Source organism: Saccharopolyspora sp. ID03-671 (assembly GCF_045278815.1).
Classification (GTDB): Bacteria; Actinomycetota; Actinomycetes; order Mycobacteriales; family Pseudonocardiaceae; genus Saccharopolyspora; species Saccharopolyspora ipomoeae.
In genome coordinates this window covers 347684-361595 of record NZ_CP134054.1, presented here as the reverse complement: position 1 = coordinate 361595, position 13912 = coordinate 347684, and the positions used below count along the sequence as shown (strand labels likewise).

General features: G+C 69.8%; 16 protein-coding genes and 1 pseudogene. 6 read left to right on the top strand and 11 right to left on the bottom strand.

All coding sequences use genetic code 11. From position 1 onward, the window contains the following. Positions 1–166: 166 nt before the first annotated feature. Positions 167–478, top strand: a complete 312-nt coding sequence (locus REH65_RS01785; RefSeq protein ID WP_281454325.1) for a DUF6221 family protein — start codon at positions 167–169, stop codon at positions 476–478. A 9-nt stretch (positions 479–487) separates the two neighbouring features. On the opposite strand, the gene REH65_RS01780 is transcribed toward REH65_RS01785, so the two are convergent. The 4 genes from REH65_RS01780 to REH65_RS01765 all read right to left on the bottom strand — a co-directional run bounded on the left by REH65_RS01780 (position 488) and on the right by REH65_RS01765 (position 4951). Further along, a complete protein-coding gene (locus REH65_RS01780) occupies positions 488–688 on the bottom strand; it encodes a hypothetical protein (RefSeq protein WP_281454324.1) in 201 nt (66 codons plus the stop codon). 1148 nt (positions 689–1836) lie between these two features. Further along, the gene (locus REH65_RS01775; RefSeq protein ID WP_406690966.1) at positions 1837–3393 is read right to left on the bottom strand and encodes an FAD-binding protein; all 1557 of its coding nucleotides are present in this window, start codon (positions 3391–3393) and stop codon (positions 1837–1839) included. 67 nt (positions 3394–3460) lie between these two features. Beyond that, positions 3461–4588 carry an alpha/beta hydrolase family protein gene (locus REH65_RS01770; protein ID WP_406690965.1) on the bottom strand — a complete coding sequence of 376 codons (1128 nt, stop codon included), beginning with the start codon at positions 4586–4588 and terminating at the stop codon, positions 3461–3463. A 186-nt stretch (positions 4589–4774) separates the two neighbouring features. After that, positions 4775–4951, bottom strand: a complete 177-nt coding sequence (locus tag REH65_RS01765; protein WP_406690964.1) for a hypothetical protein — start codon at positions 4949–4951, stop codon at positions 4775–4777. 243 nt (positions 4952–5194) lie between these two features. On the opposite strand from REH65_RS01765, the gene REH65_RS01760 reads away from it, so the two are divergent. Next, positions 5195–5656 carry a hypothetical protein gene (locus tag REH65_RS01760; protein ID WP_281454321.1) on the top strand — a complete coding sequence of 154 codons (462 nt, stop codon included), beginning with the start codon at positions 5195–5197 and terminating at the stop codon, positions 5654–5656. A 177-nt stretch (positions 5657–5833) separates the two neighbouring features. On the opposite strand, the gene REH65_RS01755 is transcribed toward REH65_RS01760, so the two are convergent. Then, the gene (locus tag REH65_RS01755; protein ID WP_406690963.1) at positions 5834–6460 is read right to left on the bottom strand and encodes a TetR/AcrR family transcriptional regulator; all 627 of its coding nucleotides are present in this window, start codon (positions 6458–6460) and stop codon (positions 5834–5836) included. Between the two features lie 74 nt (positions 6461–6534). On the opposite strand from REH65_RS01755, the gene REH65_RS01750 reads away from it, so the two are divergent. The 3 genes from REH65_RS01750 to REH65_RS01740 all read left to right on the top strand — a co-directional run bounded on the left by REH65_RS01750 (position 6535) and on the right by REH65_RS01740 (position 8744). Next, complete coding sequence (locus REH65_RS01750; protein ID WP_406690962.1) at positions 6535–7392, top strand: sterol desaturase family protein; 858 nt, start codon at positions 6535–6537, stop codon at positions 7390–7392. Between the two features lie 121 nt (positions 7393–7513). Continuing rightward, positions 7514–8329, top strand: coding sequence for a TIGR03620 family F420-dependent LLM class oxidoreductase (locus REH65_RS01745; protein WP_406690961.1), 816 nt, complete (start codon positions 7514–7516; stop codon positions 8327–8329). A gap of 64 nt (positions 8330–8393) precedes the next feature. Then, complete coding sequence (locus REH65_RS01740) at positions 8394–8744, top strand: DoxX family protein (RefSeq protein WP_406693059.1); 351 nt, start codon at positions 8394–8396, stop codon at positions 8742–8744. 50 nt (positions 8745–8794) lie between these two features. Here REH65_RS01740 and REH65_RS01735 read toward each other — a convergent pair whose 3' ends face one another. From REH65_RS01735 to REH65_RS01720, 4 genes and pseudogenes are all read right to left on the bottom strand, one after another. Further along, on the bottom strand, positions 8795–9118 hold the full coding sequence (locus REH65_RS01735) for a putative quinol monooxygenase (RefSeq protein WP_281454318.1): 324 nt from the start codon (positions 9116–9118) through the stop codon (positions 8795–8797). A gap of 666 nt (positions 9119–9784) precedes the next feature. After that, positions 9785–10123, bottom strand: a pseudogene (locus REH65_RS01730) (SRPBCC domain-containing protein); the annotation flags it as partial. A 14-nt stretch (positions 10124–10137) separates the two neighbouring features. Continuing rightward, on the bottom strand, positions 10138–10452 hold the full coding sequence (locus tag REH65_RS01725; protein WP_406690960.1) for an ArsR/SmtB family transcription factor: 315 nt from the start codon (positions 10450–10452) through the stop codon (positions 10138–10140). A gap of 36 nt (positions 10453–10488) precedes the next feature. Further along, positions 10489–11211: a 3-keto-5-aminohexanoate cleavage protein gene (locus REH65_RS01720; protein ID WP_406690959.1), complete on the bottom strand. Its 723-nt coding sequence runs from the start codon at positions 11209–11211 to the stop codon at positions 10489–10491. A gap of 107 nt (positions 11212–11318) precedes the next feature. On the opposite strand from REH65_RS01720, the gene REH65_RS01715 reads away from it, so the two are divergent. Then, the gene (locus REH65_RS01715) at positions 11319–11879 is read left to right on the top strand and encodes a hypothetical protein (protein ID WP_406690958.1); all 561 of its coding nucleotides are present in this window, start codon (positions 11319–11321) and stop codon (positions 11877–11879) included. On the opposite strand, the gene trpS is transcribed toward REH65_RS01715, so the two are convergent. Both trpS and REH65_RS01705 read right to left on the bottom strand, forming a co-directional pair. Further along, on the bottom strand, positions 11873–12925 hold the full coding sequence (gene trpS, locus REH65_RS01710) for a tryptophan--tRNA ligase (protein ID WP_406690957.1): 1053 nt from the start codon (positions 12923–12925) through the stop codon (positions 11873–11875). The two genes, REH65_RS01715 and trpS, sit on opposite strands and share 7 nt — an antisense overlap. Before the next feature lie 208 nt (positions 12926–13133). Continuing rightward, positions 13134–13874, bottom strand: coding sequence for a GNAT family N-acetyltransferase (locus REH65_RS01705; protein ID WP_281454312.1), 741 nt, complete (start codon positions 13872–13874; stop codon positions 13134–13136). Positions 13875–13912: the final 38 nt, after the last annotated feature.

Genomic DNA, 13912 nt, shown 5'->3' with positions numbered 1-13912 from the left:
ACACGCTACGCAGCCGATCACGGCAACGGGAATTCCTGGCGACAAGCCGCCACCAGTTCGCCAAGAAGTAACCAACAGACAATCGCTCGGCAACACGTCATCACCGGCCGTCCCGCGCGTCACCGCAGTGGACCGCGATCACCGAGGGACGCACGGGGGAGACCCAATGAGCCGCTTCACCCAATTCCTGCGCCGCCAGGTCGACGTCGACCTCGAACTGCACAGCCAAGCCCGTCAAGACGAGGAGACCGGCAACGCCACCCACCGCTGCCTCATCGGACCCCTGCGCGGATTCCGCGAATGCGAGCTCAAAACCCGCCTGCTCGCCCAGCACGAGCGCTGCGGCACCGGCGAAGGCCCCTGCGACGTCCTCGGCACCAGTTACCCGCCCGAGGACGAACGAGGATGCCTCACCCTCGCGTTACTCGGCCTGCCCTACGCCGACCGACCCGGCTACGCCCACCGCTGGCGTCCCTGACCCGGCGGTTCACCGCATCGGCAGACCGTTCCAGCGGGGGTGCAGGTTCTCCTCGTCGAGCTCCCGCATGAGCATCCGCGCCTCATCGGCCGCCGCGTGCAGCCCGGTGCGGATGAACCGGCGATTCTGCTCGTCGTTGGTGCACAGCGACTGACGTGCCCGCGCCTCCAGGCGCTCGATCAGCTCCCGCAGAGCTTCCTGGCCGTTCATGACGACCTCCCCGAAGAAGGAGTGATACCCCCAGCATCCACCGCCCGCAGGAGGAGGGGAGTGCCTTTAGGCCCGCCCGCGAACCCGCAGGAATCGAACCCGCGTTCGACCGGCTGCCGGGGTAGGGCCTCAGCGGAGGGGAGCGGTGCGTGGGAGCTTGGGCCGAAGCGGAGAGCGCGAAGCACCCGCGGCAGTCACGGGGCCTTCCTGACGGCAGTGGGGCGGTCCCGCTGGATCGGTGGAACGCGTTGGGCCACAACCACATCTGTAAGTTGATCTTGTAATTTCGTGGATAATCTACGTTATCCATCAATCAGAGTGATGGCCCGGTGAACGGCCCGATCTTACCTCGGGGGATCGAGGCGTCCTTCAGTCGACTCACAGGCCACCTTCAGGGTCCGTCATCGAGTCGCGCTCAGCCCTCGCGGGTCTTCCGCTGCGTCCATGCAGAAGGCGCCGGCCGGCTCCGGCCTGCCGCACCCATCAGGCGCCGCCTTCCGTGATCATCAACGCGCAAATGCCCTGCGCGGACCACTGTTTCGAGGTCCAGCCAGACCAACCCCAATACGTCACTGTGACGTAAGTAGTGGTCGATAAGGGATCGACCGAGACAGGGGGATCACCACCCACCACGCCGCCGAGAAGCCCGACTCGCACCCAAGCAGGCACACGTTCGCAGGAGTCGCGAAGACAGCACGCCGCACATCACCGACGCGCACGCTCAACCAGCCCGACGCATCACCGCAACGCCGCACCACGCATCCCGGCACCCAACGCCACCCGGCGGCCCGCACACGAGAACGAGCCCGCACCATGCGACGCCCCGGTCGCCACCAAGACCGAAAAGCGCCACCCAACAGCCCCTCTCGCCCTCATCGGCCCAGCACCCCGTAATGCCGATAATGCACATTATGTTAAGTGAAGTGTTCGGGAGACCCGGGAACCCGCTTCCCCGACCTCCGAAGCCGGACCGAGCAAGATGGGCGAACGAGGCGACGTAGTCGCCCTACGGCCGCGCGTTCGTCGTACTCGGCCTGGGCGTGCTGCTGCGGCTTCTGATGGGTTGGGGGAAGTTTTCATGAAAACTTCCCCCAACCCGGCCACGACGAGACCACCAAGGTCTGGACCGAGATCGCTCACGGTCTCTGTCAGGATGCTTGCGCCTCTCCCCTGTGCTGGGCCATGTCGAGGGCTGCGAGGTGGCTGAAGACCATGCAGGCGCCGATGGGGTTTCCGCCTCCTGGGTAGGTGGTGCCGGAGACGGCGGCCATGGAGTTGCCCGCGGCGTAGAGGCCGGGGATGACGTCGCCTTCGGTGTTGAGGACTCGGGCTCGCGGGTCGGTGCGCAGGCCGCCCTTGGTGCCGAGGTCGGAGATGCCGAAGGCGGCTGCGTGGAAGGGGCCCTTGGTGATGGGGACCAGTGGTGAGGCTCCGCCGGTGAAGGCGCGGTCGAAGGGCTCGTCGCCGCGGCCGTAGTCCTCGTCGGTGCCGGATTCGGCGAAGGTGTTGAAGCGGGCGACGGTGCGGGCCAGGTTCTCGGCGGGGACGCCGATCTTGGTGGCGAGTTCGTCGAGGGTGTCGGCGGTGTGCCAGAGGCCGGCGTCGACGTAGTCCTGGGTGTTGCCCAGGGGGACGCTGGTGGACTGCACGGGTGGCCTCTCCCCTGCCCTGTCGTCGTAGATCATCCAGTACGGCAGGGTCATCGCCTCGTCGGCGAGGCGGCTGAGGATGCGGCGGCCGATGCGGTCGTAGGCGGCGGACTCGTTGACGAAGCGCTCGCCCTGGTCGTCGACGAAGATGCCGCCGGTGAACCACAGGGAGAAGGTGGAGGTGCCGTCCGGGTGGGTGATGCCGGGTGACCACCAGGCCTCGTTCATGAGGTCGGTGTCGGCTCCGGCGGTGATGCCGGCGAGGGTGGCCAGGCCCTGGTTGCTGGGCGGGCCCATGGCGTCGCGGGTGGTTCCGGGGACTCCGTGCTGGTCGCGCATCTGCTGGTTGTGCTCGAATCCGCCTGCGGCGATGAGGACTCCGCGGTGGGCGCGGATGTGCCGGCGGGTGCCGTCGTGGGTGATCACTGCTCCGGTGACCGCGCCGTCGGTGAGCAGGAGTTCGTCGCAGACGGCGTTGCGGCGCAGGTCGGCGCGGGGTTGCTTGGACAGGGCGAGGAGCAGGCGTGCGAGGAGTGCTTGGCCGCCGAAGAGTCCGTCCGGGAGGGGTTCGTCGGCGCGTTCGGTGCCCAGGGGTGGGCGGAGGGTGTCGCGCAGCGTTCCGAGCTTTTCGGCTTTGAGGGGTTTGGCCATGATGTGGCGGCCGGTGGCGTGGGCTTGGGGTGCGGAGCCGAAGTAGTCGGGCCAGGGGAAGGCCATGAATTTGAAGTCGGTGTCGGCTTCGAGGTAGTCGATGGGGGGTGCGCCGCCTTCGAGGAAGGCGTCTTGGAGTGCGGTGGGTGTGCGGTTTCCGACGACGGCGCGGAAGTAGGTGCGGGCGGCGTCGAGGGTGTCGTGGTGGCCTTCGCGGGTGAGTGCGGCGTTGCAGGGGAACCACATGCCGCCGCCGGAGTAGGCGGTGGTGCCGCCGAAGTGGGTGGAGGCTTCGGCGACGATGACCGAGAGGCCTTCGCGGGCGGCGGTGTAGGCGCCGGTGAGTGCGCCGCCGCCGGATCCGATGACGAGGACGTCGCATTCGTGGTCCGGGGTGTTGGCCATGCACCCAAGTAGAACATGTTTCATTTTCCGTGGCGAGAGGTTTGGTGGTGCCTCTCCCCTGGCTTCGTCAGGGACGGCCTCGGGATGCTTGCCCGGAACCGCCGCGGGTGGCGGGGTCCTCGAAGATGACTTCGGGGTAGCCGGCCGTGGGGCCCTCCAGCAGCGGTTGCGGGATGCCGCGCAGGTGCTGGTCCAGGAACGCCGCGACGTAGTCCCGGGTGATCTCGGCTGTGCGGTGGCCGTCGAGCGGCTCGTCGGGAAGTCCGACGCCGAACTGCTCGGAGAGGATCGAGAAGTCGGTGAACGAGGAGTGGCTCGTGCCCGAGACGGTCAGCCAGCGTCGCCAGTCGGTCAGGTGGGGCCAGCTGGTGTCCCAGGATTCGTCGGTGCCTCCGGGGCGGTGTTCGGGTGTGCCGAGGAGCAGGAAGGGCTTGGCGAGGTCGTGGCCGAGTGATGGGAAGAAGGTGCCGTCGAGGTTGATCCCGGCGGTGACGCGCGGGTCGGTGCTCAGGGTCTGCGCGGCGCTGGCGCCGCCGATGGAGTGGCCGACCATCGCGATGCGGTCCGGGCGCAACGGGGTCTTGCGGGGTAGTTCGTCCAGGAGGAACGCGACGTCGTCACCGCGGGTGCGCACCACCTTCGCGTAGTCCTGGGCTTGGCAGGCCAGGCAGGTGGTGAGGCGGCCGTCGGGGAACTCGGTGGCGTGGGATTCGTGGTTGTGGCCGATGAGCGCGACGGCGTAGCCGCGGCTGGCGAGGTCTTCGGCCAGGCCGGTGAGCGCGGCGCGGGGGTGGGAGAAGCCGGGTGAGAGCAGGACGAGCGGGAGCGTGGCCGAGATCGGTGGTGCGTCGGTGTTCGCGTGGGTTCGGGTCGTGCTGAGGATGTCGTCGGGCACTGGGGGGAGGTCTTGGAGGTGGTGGAGGATTTCGCGGGATTCGGCCGGGGTGACGTATTGGGCCGATGGTCCGTCGGTGGGGGCTGCGGGGTACCAGAGGGTGGTCATGAGTTCGCGTGGTTGGTCGGCTGCCCACGGGTCGGGGCGCTGGTGGTCGATCAGGTGCAGCTGTGATGTGCCGATCGGCAGTGGTCCGGTGGGTTCGGGCAGTGCGAGTTGGGGTGGCGCGGCGTTCGCGGTGGTGCCGGGGAGCGCGAGGGAGGCGCTGAGGGCCAGTGCGGTGAGCAGTGTTGGTCGCATTTCGACAGCGTCGCGGGTGGGGCCTGGTGCGCGCGTCGGGGCGAACCCTGGTGGCGACCCGGAGCGCTTCCGGGTTGGAGGAGCTCAAGGGGTTGTCTCGTCGGCAGTGCAGGTGAGATGACCACATCGAGGCGTCCGAACTCCGAGAACGAACGCCTCGCGTCGTGATCGTCTGGACGTTTCCGCCTACGCTTCGACCTTGACCTTCCTGCAGTCAGCACAGGTCACGCCCCAGTAGATGACCGGGGTCTTGTAGCTGCCGCTCTGGAACTTCTTGCCGCAGAGGGTGGTTGCCTTGCTGTCCCACAGGGAGATGTGGGTGCACCTATGCCTGATGCCTTCGCGAATAACTTCGGCGCTCACGTTGCCTACCTTCGACGTGCGAATGTTGCTCTGAGATGGGTTTGCCCGGCCGAGAGCACCATTCGATCACGGGCGGTGAGGTAGTTCCATGCATTGCCCCAATAGGCGCCACTCTTTTCGGTGAGCGGTTGGGGCACTTCAGTCGAGCCGATCGCCGTGTGTAGTTGTTCAACGTCGTTCCCGCGAATGGAACTGGGGTCGTTCGTGGTGCGTCGGAGCGGTGAGTGCGCCGGTTCGAGAGGAGTGGTCGTGGTGGACGACGCTTGGCCCGAGATGGTGGAGGGTTGGGAGTTGGCCCGTTCGCAGGGGCGGGAGACCTATCGCAAGCGGTTGGCCAACAACGTGACGGTGTTCGCGATCTGGGAGTCGGCCGCGGGCGTGGGCCGGGTCAAGGCGCGGGTGGGTTCGTCGGGGTTGGGTCGGGAGTTGACGTGCAGCCGGACGGACTTCCGGGATCGGGAGGCGTTTTGGACGGCTGCGTGGTGCGTGGTGGAGATGGCGGCGAATTTGCCGTTGTTCGAGGGTGAGCGGGAGAGTTCGGCGGGGTCGTGGGTGCGGGAGCCGGTGGCCGGTTCGGTGGAGGTCGACGAGGGTGCGTTGACGTTCACGCTGGTCAGCGGTCGTGCGGTGACGGTGGTGCTGTCGAGCGAGCAGGTGGCGGAGCTGTCGCGGGATTTGGGGGTGGCCGGTTGGGTGGGTGCGTGATCGGCTGCTCCCCCCTTGTCGTAGTGCCGGGTGGCGACGGCGGGTAGGGCGTGGCTGTGGTCGCCGGTGTGCCGGGGCTGGGTTGGGAAGGCCTGGGTTCAGTGCGGCAGGAGGCGGCTGCGCTGCTGGGTGCGGTTGTCCTGGGCTGCTTGATGTTGCCGTGGTTCTGTGGGGTTGTCAGCGGTTGTTGAGGGGGAGTTCGTCGAGGTCGAGGGGGCCGAAGACGGTGGTGAACAGTCGTGCGGCGCGGTGGGTCATGGCGGTGGGGGTTTGGGTGGGGTGGTCGGTCCACCAGGTGACCAGGGCGTCGAAGACGTTGATCCAGGCGGCGGTGAGGGCGGAGGCGTCGAGGGGGTCGTGGTTGTCGGCTTTGCGGAGCATGTCGGCGACGCCTTGGGCGCCGACGGTGTGCATGCGGTGTTCGTAGTGGGTGCGTTGGTCGGTGAGTTCGGTGGGCATGGTGGGGTCGCGCAGGATGCGCCACATCCAGGTTTGGCCGTGCAGGGCGGTGAAGATGCGGTCGAGGCTGAGGATGGCTTGTTCGGGTCCGACGTGGCCGAGGTCGGCGGTGTGCTCGATGACGCCGGCGATGGTTTCTCCGGCGCGGGTGAGGCAGGCGGAGAAGAGGCCTTGTTTGGAGCCGAAGTAGTTGTAGATGAGGGGTTTGGAGATGCCGGCGTCGGTGGCGATGGTCGTCAGTGAGGTGCCGGCGTAGCCGTGTTCGGCGAAGGTGCGTCCGGCGATGTCGAGGATCTGGCGTTCGCGTTGTGCTCGGGCGACGCCCTTGGTTCCTGCTTTGGCCACTCCGGGAGTCTACCCAAGTGGGTGACCCACTGGTAACTTACCGAAAGGTCAATTCACCGGGGAGGGACTTGTCGATGACCGACCTGCTGGATCCGATGAAGAACCCCGTCACCTACGCGATCCCGTTCTTCGTGCTGAGCATCGCCATCGAGCTCGCCGCCCTGAAGTGGCTCGACCACGACGACAACGCCACCGGATACGCCTTCAAGGACACCCGCACCAGCCTGACCATGGGCGCGGGATCGCTGGTGTTCCTGTCGGTGTTCAAGGTCGCCACGTTCTTCGTCTACAACGCGCTCTACACCCACCTGGCGCCGTGGCACCTGCCCACCGACACGTGGTGGTTCTGGCTGCTGCTCATCGTCGGGCTCGACCTGGCCTACTACCTCAACCACCGGTTCGTGCACCGGGTCAACATCGGCTGGGCCGCCCACCAGGCCCACCACTCCAGCGAGTACATGAACTTCGGCACCGCCCTGCGGCAGAAGTGGAACCCGTGGTTCGAGTTCTTCTTCTGGCTGCCCCTGCCGCTGCTGGGCTTCGCCCCCTGGGCGCTCTACATCGCGTTCTCGATCAACCTCGTCTACCAGTTCTTCGTCCACACCGAGGCCATCTCGAAGCTGCCGCGGCCGATCGAGTTCGTGTTCAACACGCCCTCGCACCACCGCGTGCACCACGGCTCCGACCCCGAGTACCTCGACAAGAACTACGGCGGCATCCTCATCATCTGGGACCGCGTGTTCGGCACCTTCCAGCCCGAACTGCACCGCCCCACCTACGGGCTCACCCACCCCGTGGAGACCTACAACGTCGTGACCCTGCAGTACGGCGCCTTCGCCGACATCCTGCGCCAGGTCCGCACCACCCCGCGCTGGCGCGACAAGCTCGGCTACCTCTTCGGCCCGCCCGGCTGGTCCCCCACCTCGGACTGACCCCTGCGCGCCGCGCAGTTTCGCCGTCGCCCGAGCGCTGCCGGGTCGGGTTTGACTTCGAGTTTGGTGGAGCTCCTAGCGTGGCCGCGTCGGTGCAGTCGGAGAAGTTGAGGTGATCGCGGTGCGGGATCTGGGTCGGATCGGATTGACGGTCGACGTCGACGCGGACGGGACGTACTTGAAGGACGCCGTCGAGGCCGAGGAGCTCGGGTACTCCGGGCTGTGGGTGGCGGGTGGTCAGCTCGACACGCTGGCGCCGCTGAGCGAGCTGCTGCGGGCCACCCGTTCGGCTGTGGTGGGCTCGGCGATCATCCCGTTCGACCGGTACGGGACCGACGAGATCGCCGAGCACTTCCGCGACAACGAGCTGCGGGCTCCGGGACGGTTCGTCGCCGGGTTCGGCGGGTTGCAGGCGCGGCCGGTGTCGGCCACGCGGCAGGTGCTGGGTGATCTGGACGGCAGCGTCCCGGTGGGGCGGCGGCTGCTGGCCGCGCTGGGGCCCCGCAAGCTCGATCTGGCCGGTGAGGCCGCGGCCGGGGCGATCACGATGCTGGTCCCGCCGGAGCACACCGCCCAGGCGCGTCGGCGCCTCGGGCCGCGGGCGCGCCTGGTGGTGCTGCAGATGGTCACCTTCGATCCCGACCGGGAGCGGGCGCGGCGGACGTTGCGGGAACCGATGCGGTTCCTCGTCGGCACCGAGGGGATCGGCTACGCGGCGCACCTGCGCCGCATGGGTTTCGGCGACGACGAGCTGGCCGCGCTCAGCGATCGACTTGTCGACTCGGTGGCCGGTGCCGGGGACGTCGAGGTCATCGCCGAGGGCGTGCGCGCGCACCTCCAGGCCGGTGCCGATCACGTGGTGCTCGGTGTGCAGTCCGACGGCGACCAGCCCGGCCCGATCGAGACCGCCCGCGCCCTGGCCGAGGTGCTGCTGTGACGGTCACATCCGCGCGCTCGCGGGCGTCATCGGGGTGAGACCGGGAAGAAGGGGGTCGGGTGTGATGGTGCTCGTGTCGGTGATCGTGATCGTGGTGACCGCGGTGCTCAACGCGGTCAGCGCGGTGGTGGACTTCGCCGGGGGCCGGTACGTGGTGGGCAACGCCGAGGCCAACGGGGTGGCGCGGGAGTGGTTGCCGGTGCTCGGTGGGCTCAAAGCGGCCGGGGCGGTCGGGTTGCTGGCCGCGGTGCTGGGAGTTCCGGTGATCGGGGCGTGGGCGGCGGCCGGGTTGGTGCTGTTCTTCGTCGGTGCGGTGGTGGCGCACGTGCGGGCGGGGACGTGGTCCACGATCGCCGCGCCCGGGGTGTTCCTGGCCCTGGCCGCCGGGTCGCTGTGGTTCACCCTGACGGCCTGATGCGAAGGGGGCTCCGGGAATCCCGGAGCCCCCTTCGCGCTGGTGGCGTGTCAGTCGACGGACATCTCGCCGAGCAGCGACCAGTCGTCCTGGTCGAGGGAGGTGTTGATGACCCGCGGGGTTTCGGCCAGGTGCGGCGGCAGGGTCTGCTGGGCGTGCTTGAAGTGCTCGCTGTTGACGTGGGCGGCGCCGGCCTCACCGTCGCGGAAGGCCTCCACCAGCACGTACTCGTGGGGGTCTTCCAGGCTGCGCGACCAGTCGAACCACAGGCAACCGGGCTCGTTGCGGGTGGCGTTGGTGAACGCGGCGGCGATCTGCGGCCACTGCTCGGCGGATTCGGGCTTCACGCGGAACTTCGCCGTGATGAAGATCATGTGCGTCGCTCTCCTGATGGTGCTCGCGGGGCGATGTCGGACGAGGACCATCCTAAGTGGCCGATCATCGTGCGCCGGACGGCCCGTCGTCGGCGAGCTCTTCGGTGTAGCGCACGCGCAGCCGCTCGGTGCGTTCGGCGGGCCACGGGCAGCGGACGTCGCCGTGCAGGGCGGCGAAGAGCAGCTCCAGGTGGGTGTGCCAGGCGGCCAGCAGGATCGCCCGCTGGTCGGGGTCGGTGATGGTGTGGGTGAGCACCAGGCGGGTGCCGATCGGGTGCTGCTCGCGCAGCGCGAAGCGCACCTCTCCCCGTCCTCCCAGCTGTAGGCCAGGGTTTCGGGCGGCGTGGATTCGGTGACGGGCCCGGCGTGGCCGTAGCCGTGGGTGGCCGGGAGCGGCGGCGTGCCGCCGGGTTCGGGTGGTTCGCCGCCGGTGAGCAGCTGCCACACCTCGCTCGGGGGTTGGACGAGGTCGCGTTCGAAGCGCAGCTGCCAGCCGTGCTCGGTGGGCTGGGCGTGGCCGGTGGCGAGGTCGAAGAGGTCGATGAGGTTCTCGGCGTGGGTGAACCAGGCGGTCATGTCGAATTCGGCGGTGGTGCCGTCGAGTCCGGATTGCAGGGCGTCGAGGCAGAGCAGCCAGCCGGCGCCGTGGCGGGCGGCGGAGGGGCGGTCGCTGTCGGGGCCGCGGAGGGTGTGGCTGAACACCAGCAGGCAGCCCTGCTCGTGCGGGAGGAGTTCGCAGCGGATGACGTCGCTGTCCCAGCGGAAAGCGAAGACCTTCGGTTCGTCGACCTCGAGGATCTCGCCGGTCTCGGGTGCGCCGGTGTCGGGGACGTCGGGGCCTTCGAAGGTGAAGCGCATCGCCGCGCCCGGGGCGAGGCGGTCGAAGCTCACCCGTGCCGGGAACCACGCCGCGAGTCCGTCGGGGTCGGTCACCGCCGTCCACACCTTCTCCGGCGGGTGGGCCAGCACGCGCTGCAGGCGCAGCACCGGGTGTCCGTTGATCATCGACAGGTGCGGGTTCATGTCTGCTCCCTCGTCTGGTCGAGGTGGTGCTCCAGGGAGTCGAGGTGGTGCTCCCACATCCGCCGGTAGGGCCGCAGCCACTGCTCGATCTCGGCGAGGGGCTCGGGGCGGAGCCGGTACCAGCGGCGCTGGGCGTCCTGGCGGACCTCCACCAGGCCGGCTTCGCGCAGCACCTTGAGGTGCTTGGAGACCGTGGGCTGGCTCAGCGGGAGCGCTTCGACGAGGTCACCGACGGCGCGTTCACCGGTGCGCAGCAGGTCGAGGATATCGCGGCGGCGCGGTTCGGCCAGCACCTCAAAGGTAGTTGCCACACCACGAATATAGACCGACGGGAATATGGTGTCGAGTCAGCGCGCCTCCGCCGCCAGCAGCTGCACGGCGGCGGCCACGAGTTCGGCGTTGTCGGTGGCGATCTGCCCGTCGGGCAGCACGAGGGTGTCCTCCAGGCCGATGCGGGTGGAGAACCCGCGCCGGGCCGCCACCCGCAGCACCGGCCACGCTCCGGCCGCCTCACCGTGCAGCAGGATCGGTGCCGAGGCCGGGTGCAGCCGCGCCAGCAACGCCTCGGCGGTGGCCGCCGCACCGCCGGCGGTCGGGTCGGTGACCTCGGCCAGCACCCGCAGCACCCGGTTGCGGTGCGGGGAGAGCGTGAAGTGGTGATCGGCGTCGGTGCCGGAGAAGATCCCGGCCTCCACCCCCACCCCGCGCTCCAGCAGTGCCGCGGCCACCGCGTCGGCACCGGGCTCGTGCCAGTTGACCGAGGCGTGATCGGGCAGCAGCGTCCACGCCTTGATCGAGCGCACCCGCGTGTCGGTGTCCGGCGCCGTCCACGCCCCGGTGGTCACCCCCACGCTCACCCCCGGTGCGGCGGCACGCACCGCGCGCAGCGCCGCGGCCACGGCGTGCGGGTCGAGGGTGTCGGTGCCGTCGGCGCTCTTGGGGTGCAGGTGCACGTCGGTGGCGCCGGCGGCCACCGCATCGGCGGCGGCCTTGGCCAGCTCCTCCGGCCGCACCGGCAGGTGGAAGTGCTCACGCGGTGACCGGGCGCCGTTCAGGCAAACCTGCAGCATGCGCCGATCGTCCCCCATCCGGTGCACCTGCGGTAGTTGACGAACTCGTTTCGTGATCAACACGCACCCGCACGGGGGCTTGCGGGTGCGCCACTATCGTGGACGTCGTGTTGAGCGACAGGATCGCGCGCGGCGTCGCCGACGGGCACATCACCGAGACCTACTTCCGCTGGGCCAGCCCGCACGCCCGCCCCGGCACCCGCGTGACCACCAGCGCGGGCGACATCGAGATCACCGAGCTCACCGAGGTCGACCCCGACGCGCTCACCGACACCGACGCCGCCCGCGCCGGATTCCGCTCCGCCCAGGGCCTGCGCACCTCCCTGGCCCGGCACACCGGCCGCACCTGGCGCCTGAGCCTGACCCACCTCGGCTCGTCCACACCCGCCCCGGAGACCGTCGAGCTCACCGAAGCCCGGCGCCACCAGATCCAGACCGATTTGGCACGGCTGGACGCGGGCACCCCGCGCGGGCCCTGGACCCGCGCGCTGCTCGAACACCTCCACGACCACCCGGCGCCCACCCCGGCCGAGCTCGCCACCGCCCAGAACCGCCCGGTGGCCCGCACCAAGACCGACCTGTGGCGGCTGCGCGAACTCGGCCTGGTCACCACCAGCGCCGGCCGGATCCACCTCACCGGCCTGGCCCGCACCTACCTCGCTCAGTAGCGAGTGCCCATCACCTCACGCACCTGCGCCAACGTGGCCTCGGCCAGCTCGGTGGCGCGGGCGTTGCCCGCGCGCAGCACCGACCGCAAATACCCCGGGTCGGCGGCCAGCTCCGCCCGCCGCGCCCGCAACGGCGCGAACGCACCGTTGACGGCCTCGGTCACCCGTGCCTTGAGCGCCGCCGCACCACCCGAACCGACCTCGGCGGCCACCTCACCCGGATCCCGGTCCTCGCACAGCGCGGCCAGCAGCACCAGACTGGCCACCTCCGGGCGCGTGCCGGGTTCGTAGGTGATGTGGCGGTGCGCGTCGGTCTTGGCGCCCCGGATCAACCGGGCGGTCTCCTCGGCCGTGGCGCCCAGCGTGATCGCGTTGCCGCGGGACTTGCTCATCTTCGTGCCGTCGGTGCCCAGCAGCAGCGGCGCCGAGCTCAGCAGCGCCTCCGGTTCGCCGAACACCGGCCCGTGGCGGTCGTTGAAGCGCCGCGCGATCAGGCGGGTCACCTCCAGGTGCGGCAGCTGGTCGGCGCCCACCGGCACCAGGTTGGCCTTGCAGAACAGGATGTCGGCGGCCTGGTGCGCCGGATAGGTGAACATCAGGCCCGACACCCCGGCCTGGCGGGAGTGGCCGATCTCGTCCTTGACGGTGGGGTTGCGCTGCAGCTCCGGGACCGTGACCAGGCTCAGGAACGGCAGCATCAGCTGGTTGAGGGCCGTCACCGCGCTGTGGGTGAAGATCATCGCCTCGTCCGGGTCGATCCCGGCGGCCAGGTAGTCGGCGACCAGGCCCAGCACGTGGATTTCGAGGTCGTCGGCGACGTCGCGGTCGGTCAGGACCTGGTAATCGGCGATCACCAGCCCCAGCTCCACGCCCCGGCGCTGCAGCCGCACCCGGTTGTGCAGGGTGCCGAAGTAGTGGCCCAGGTGCAGCGGCCCCGTCGGGCGGTCGCCGGTGAGGATCCGGAACCGGGAGGGGTCGGCGGTGATCTCGTCCTCCAGCTCGGCGCTGCGGCGCGCGGCCGGGGACACCTCGACAGTGCTGGTCATCGTGGGGTCCTTTCGGGGTCTGGCCGCCGACCGGGACCCGCGCCTGCGACGAGGCGCACCACAACAACAGGGCCGTCGGTCGAACGGCCCCGGGGTGGTTGAGGAAGTACCGCAGTGCGGGTGGCCGCTCCTTAGCTGGAGCGCCACCAGGAAAGACGACTGCTGCGGATCACGCCCCCAGCATAACCGCCCCGCCCCTCACCCGGGGTCAGGTGATGGTGAAGGTCATCGTGGTCTCGGTCAGCGCGAACCCCAACCTGCGGTAGAGCCGCTGGGCCGGGTTGCCCACCGTCACCGCCAGCCCCGCCCGCTCGTACTCGCCCGCCAGCCCCGCCAGCGCGCGCCGCAGCAGCAGCCCGCCCAGACCGGCGTAGTCGGGTGCGCGGCGGCGGAAGACGTCGCTGACCCACGCCTCACCGGCGCGGTCGTTGACGATCAGCCCGGCCACCACCGCGCCCGCCGCGTCGGTGACCAGGGCGCTGCGGCCCAGCAGCGGGCCCAGCACACGGCCCGACAGCAGGGGCTGCAGCAGACCCGCGCGCACCGCGTCATCGTCGGCGGCGACGTGATCGGGATGCCCGGGCGGGTAGGCCTCCCGCCACGCCGGCACCAGCGCCTCGGCCGCCCGATCGCACGGGCCGATCCGCAACGGCTCCGGCGGCCGCAGACTCCCCCACTCGGCGGGTGGTGGGTCGGTGCGCAGGTCGCGGTGCATCGTGTGGGCGTGGCGGCGCAGCCTCGCCCCCGCGCGGATCAGCCGCTGCCCGTCGGCGAGGTCGGTGACCACGTTCCAGCCGGGCAGCCGCGCCCGCAGCAACCCCCACACGTCCTGGCCGTCGGCGGCGATCAGCCGCGCCATGCGCGGCGCACCGGCCAGCGGCACGCAGCGCGCGGTCGCGGTCGCGCCGTGCAGGTCCACGACCTCACCGGTTCCGCTCTCGTGCAGCATTCACCGACCTCTACACCCGCAAATCCCCTCGCACAAGC

What these genes read in the sequence shown, in the direction of transcription:
- trpS (WP_406690957.1), bottom strand. Translation starts at nt 12,925, where the DNA reads ATGACCAGCACTGTCGAGGTGTCCCCGGCCGCGCGCCGCAGCGCCGAG.
- REH65_RS01705 (WP_281454312.1), bottom strand. Translation starts at nt 13,874, where the DNA reads ATGCTGCACGAGAGCGGAACCGGTGAGGTCGTGGACCTGCACGGCGCG.
- REH65_RS01780 (WP_281454324.1), bottom strand. Translation starts at nt 688, where the DNA reads ATGAACGGCCAGGAAGCTCTGCGGGAGCTGATCGAGCGCCTGGAGGCG.
- REH65_RS01740 (WP_406693059.1), top strand. Translation starts at nt 8,394, where the DNA reads ATGGTGCTCGTGTCGGTGATCGTGATCGTGGTGACCGCGGTGCTCAAC.
- REH65_RS01785 (WP_281454325.1), top strand. Translation starts at nt 167, where the DNA reads ATGAGCCGCTTCACCCAATTCCTGCGCCGCCAGGTCGACGTCGACCTC.
- REH65_RS01750 (WP_406690962.1), top strand. Translation starts at nt 6,535, where the DNA reads ATGACCGACCTGCTGGATCCGATGAAGAACCCCGTCACCTACGCGATC.
- REH65_RS01775 (WP_406690966.1), bottom strand. Translation starts at nt 3,393, where the DNA reads ATGGCCAACACCCCGGACCACGAATGCGACGTCCTCGTCATCGGATCC.
- REH65_RS01770 (WP_406690965.1), bottom strand. Translation starts at nt 4,588, where the DNA reads ATGCGACCAACACTGCTCACCGCACTGGCCCTCAGCGCCTCCCTCGCG.
- REH65_RS01735 (WP_281454318.1), bottom strand. Translation starts at nt 9,118, where the DNA reads ATGATCTTCATCACGGCGAAGTTCCGCGTGAAGCCCGAATCCGCCGAG.
- REH65_RS01720 (WP_406690959.1), bottom strand. Translation starts at nt 11,211, where the DNA reads ATGCTGCAGGTTTGCCTGAACGGCGCCCGGTCACCGCGTGAGCACTTC.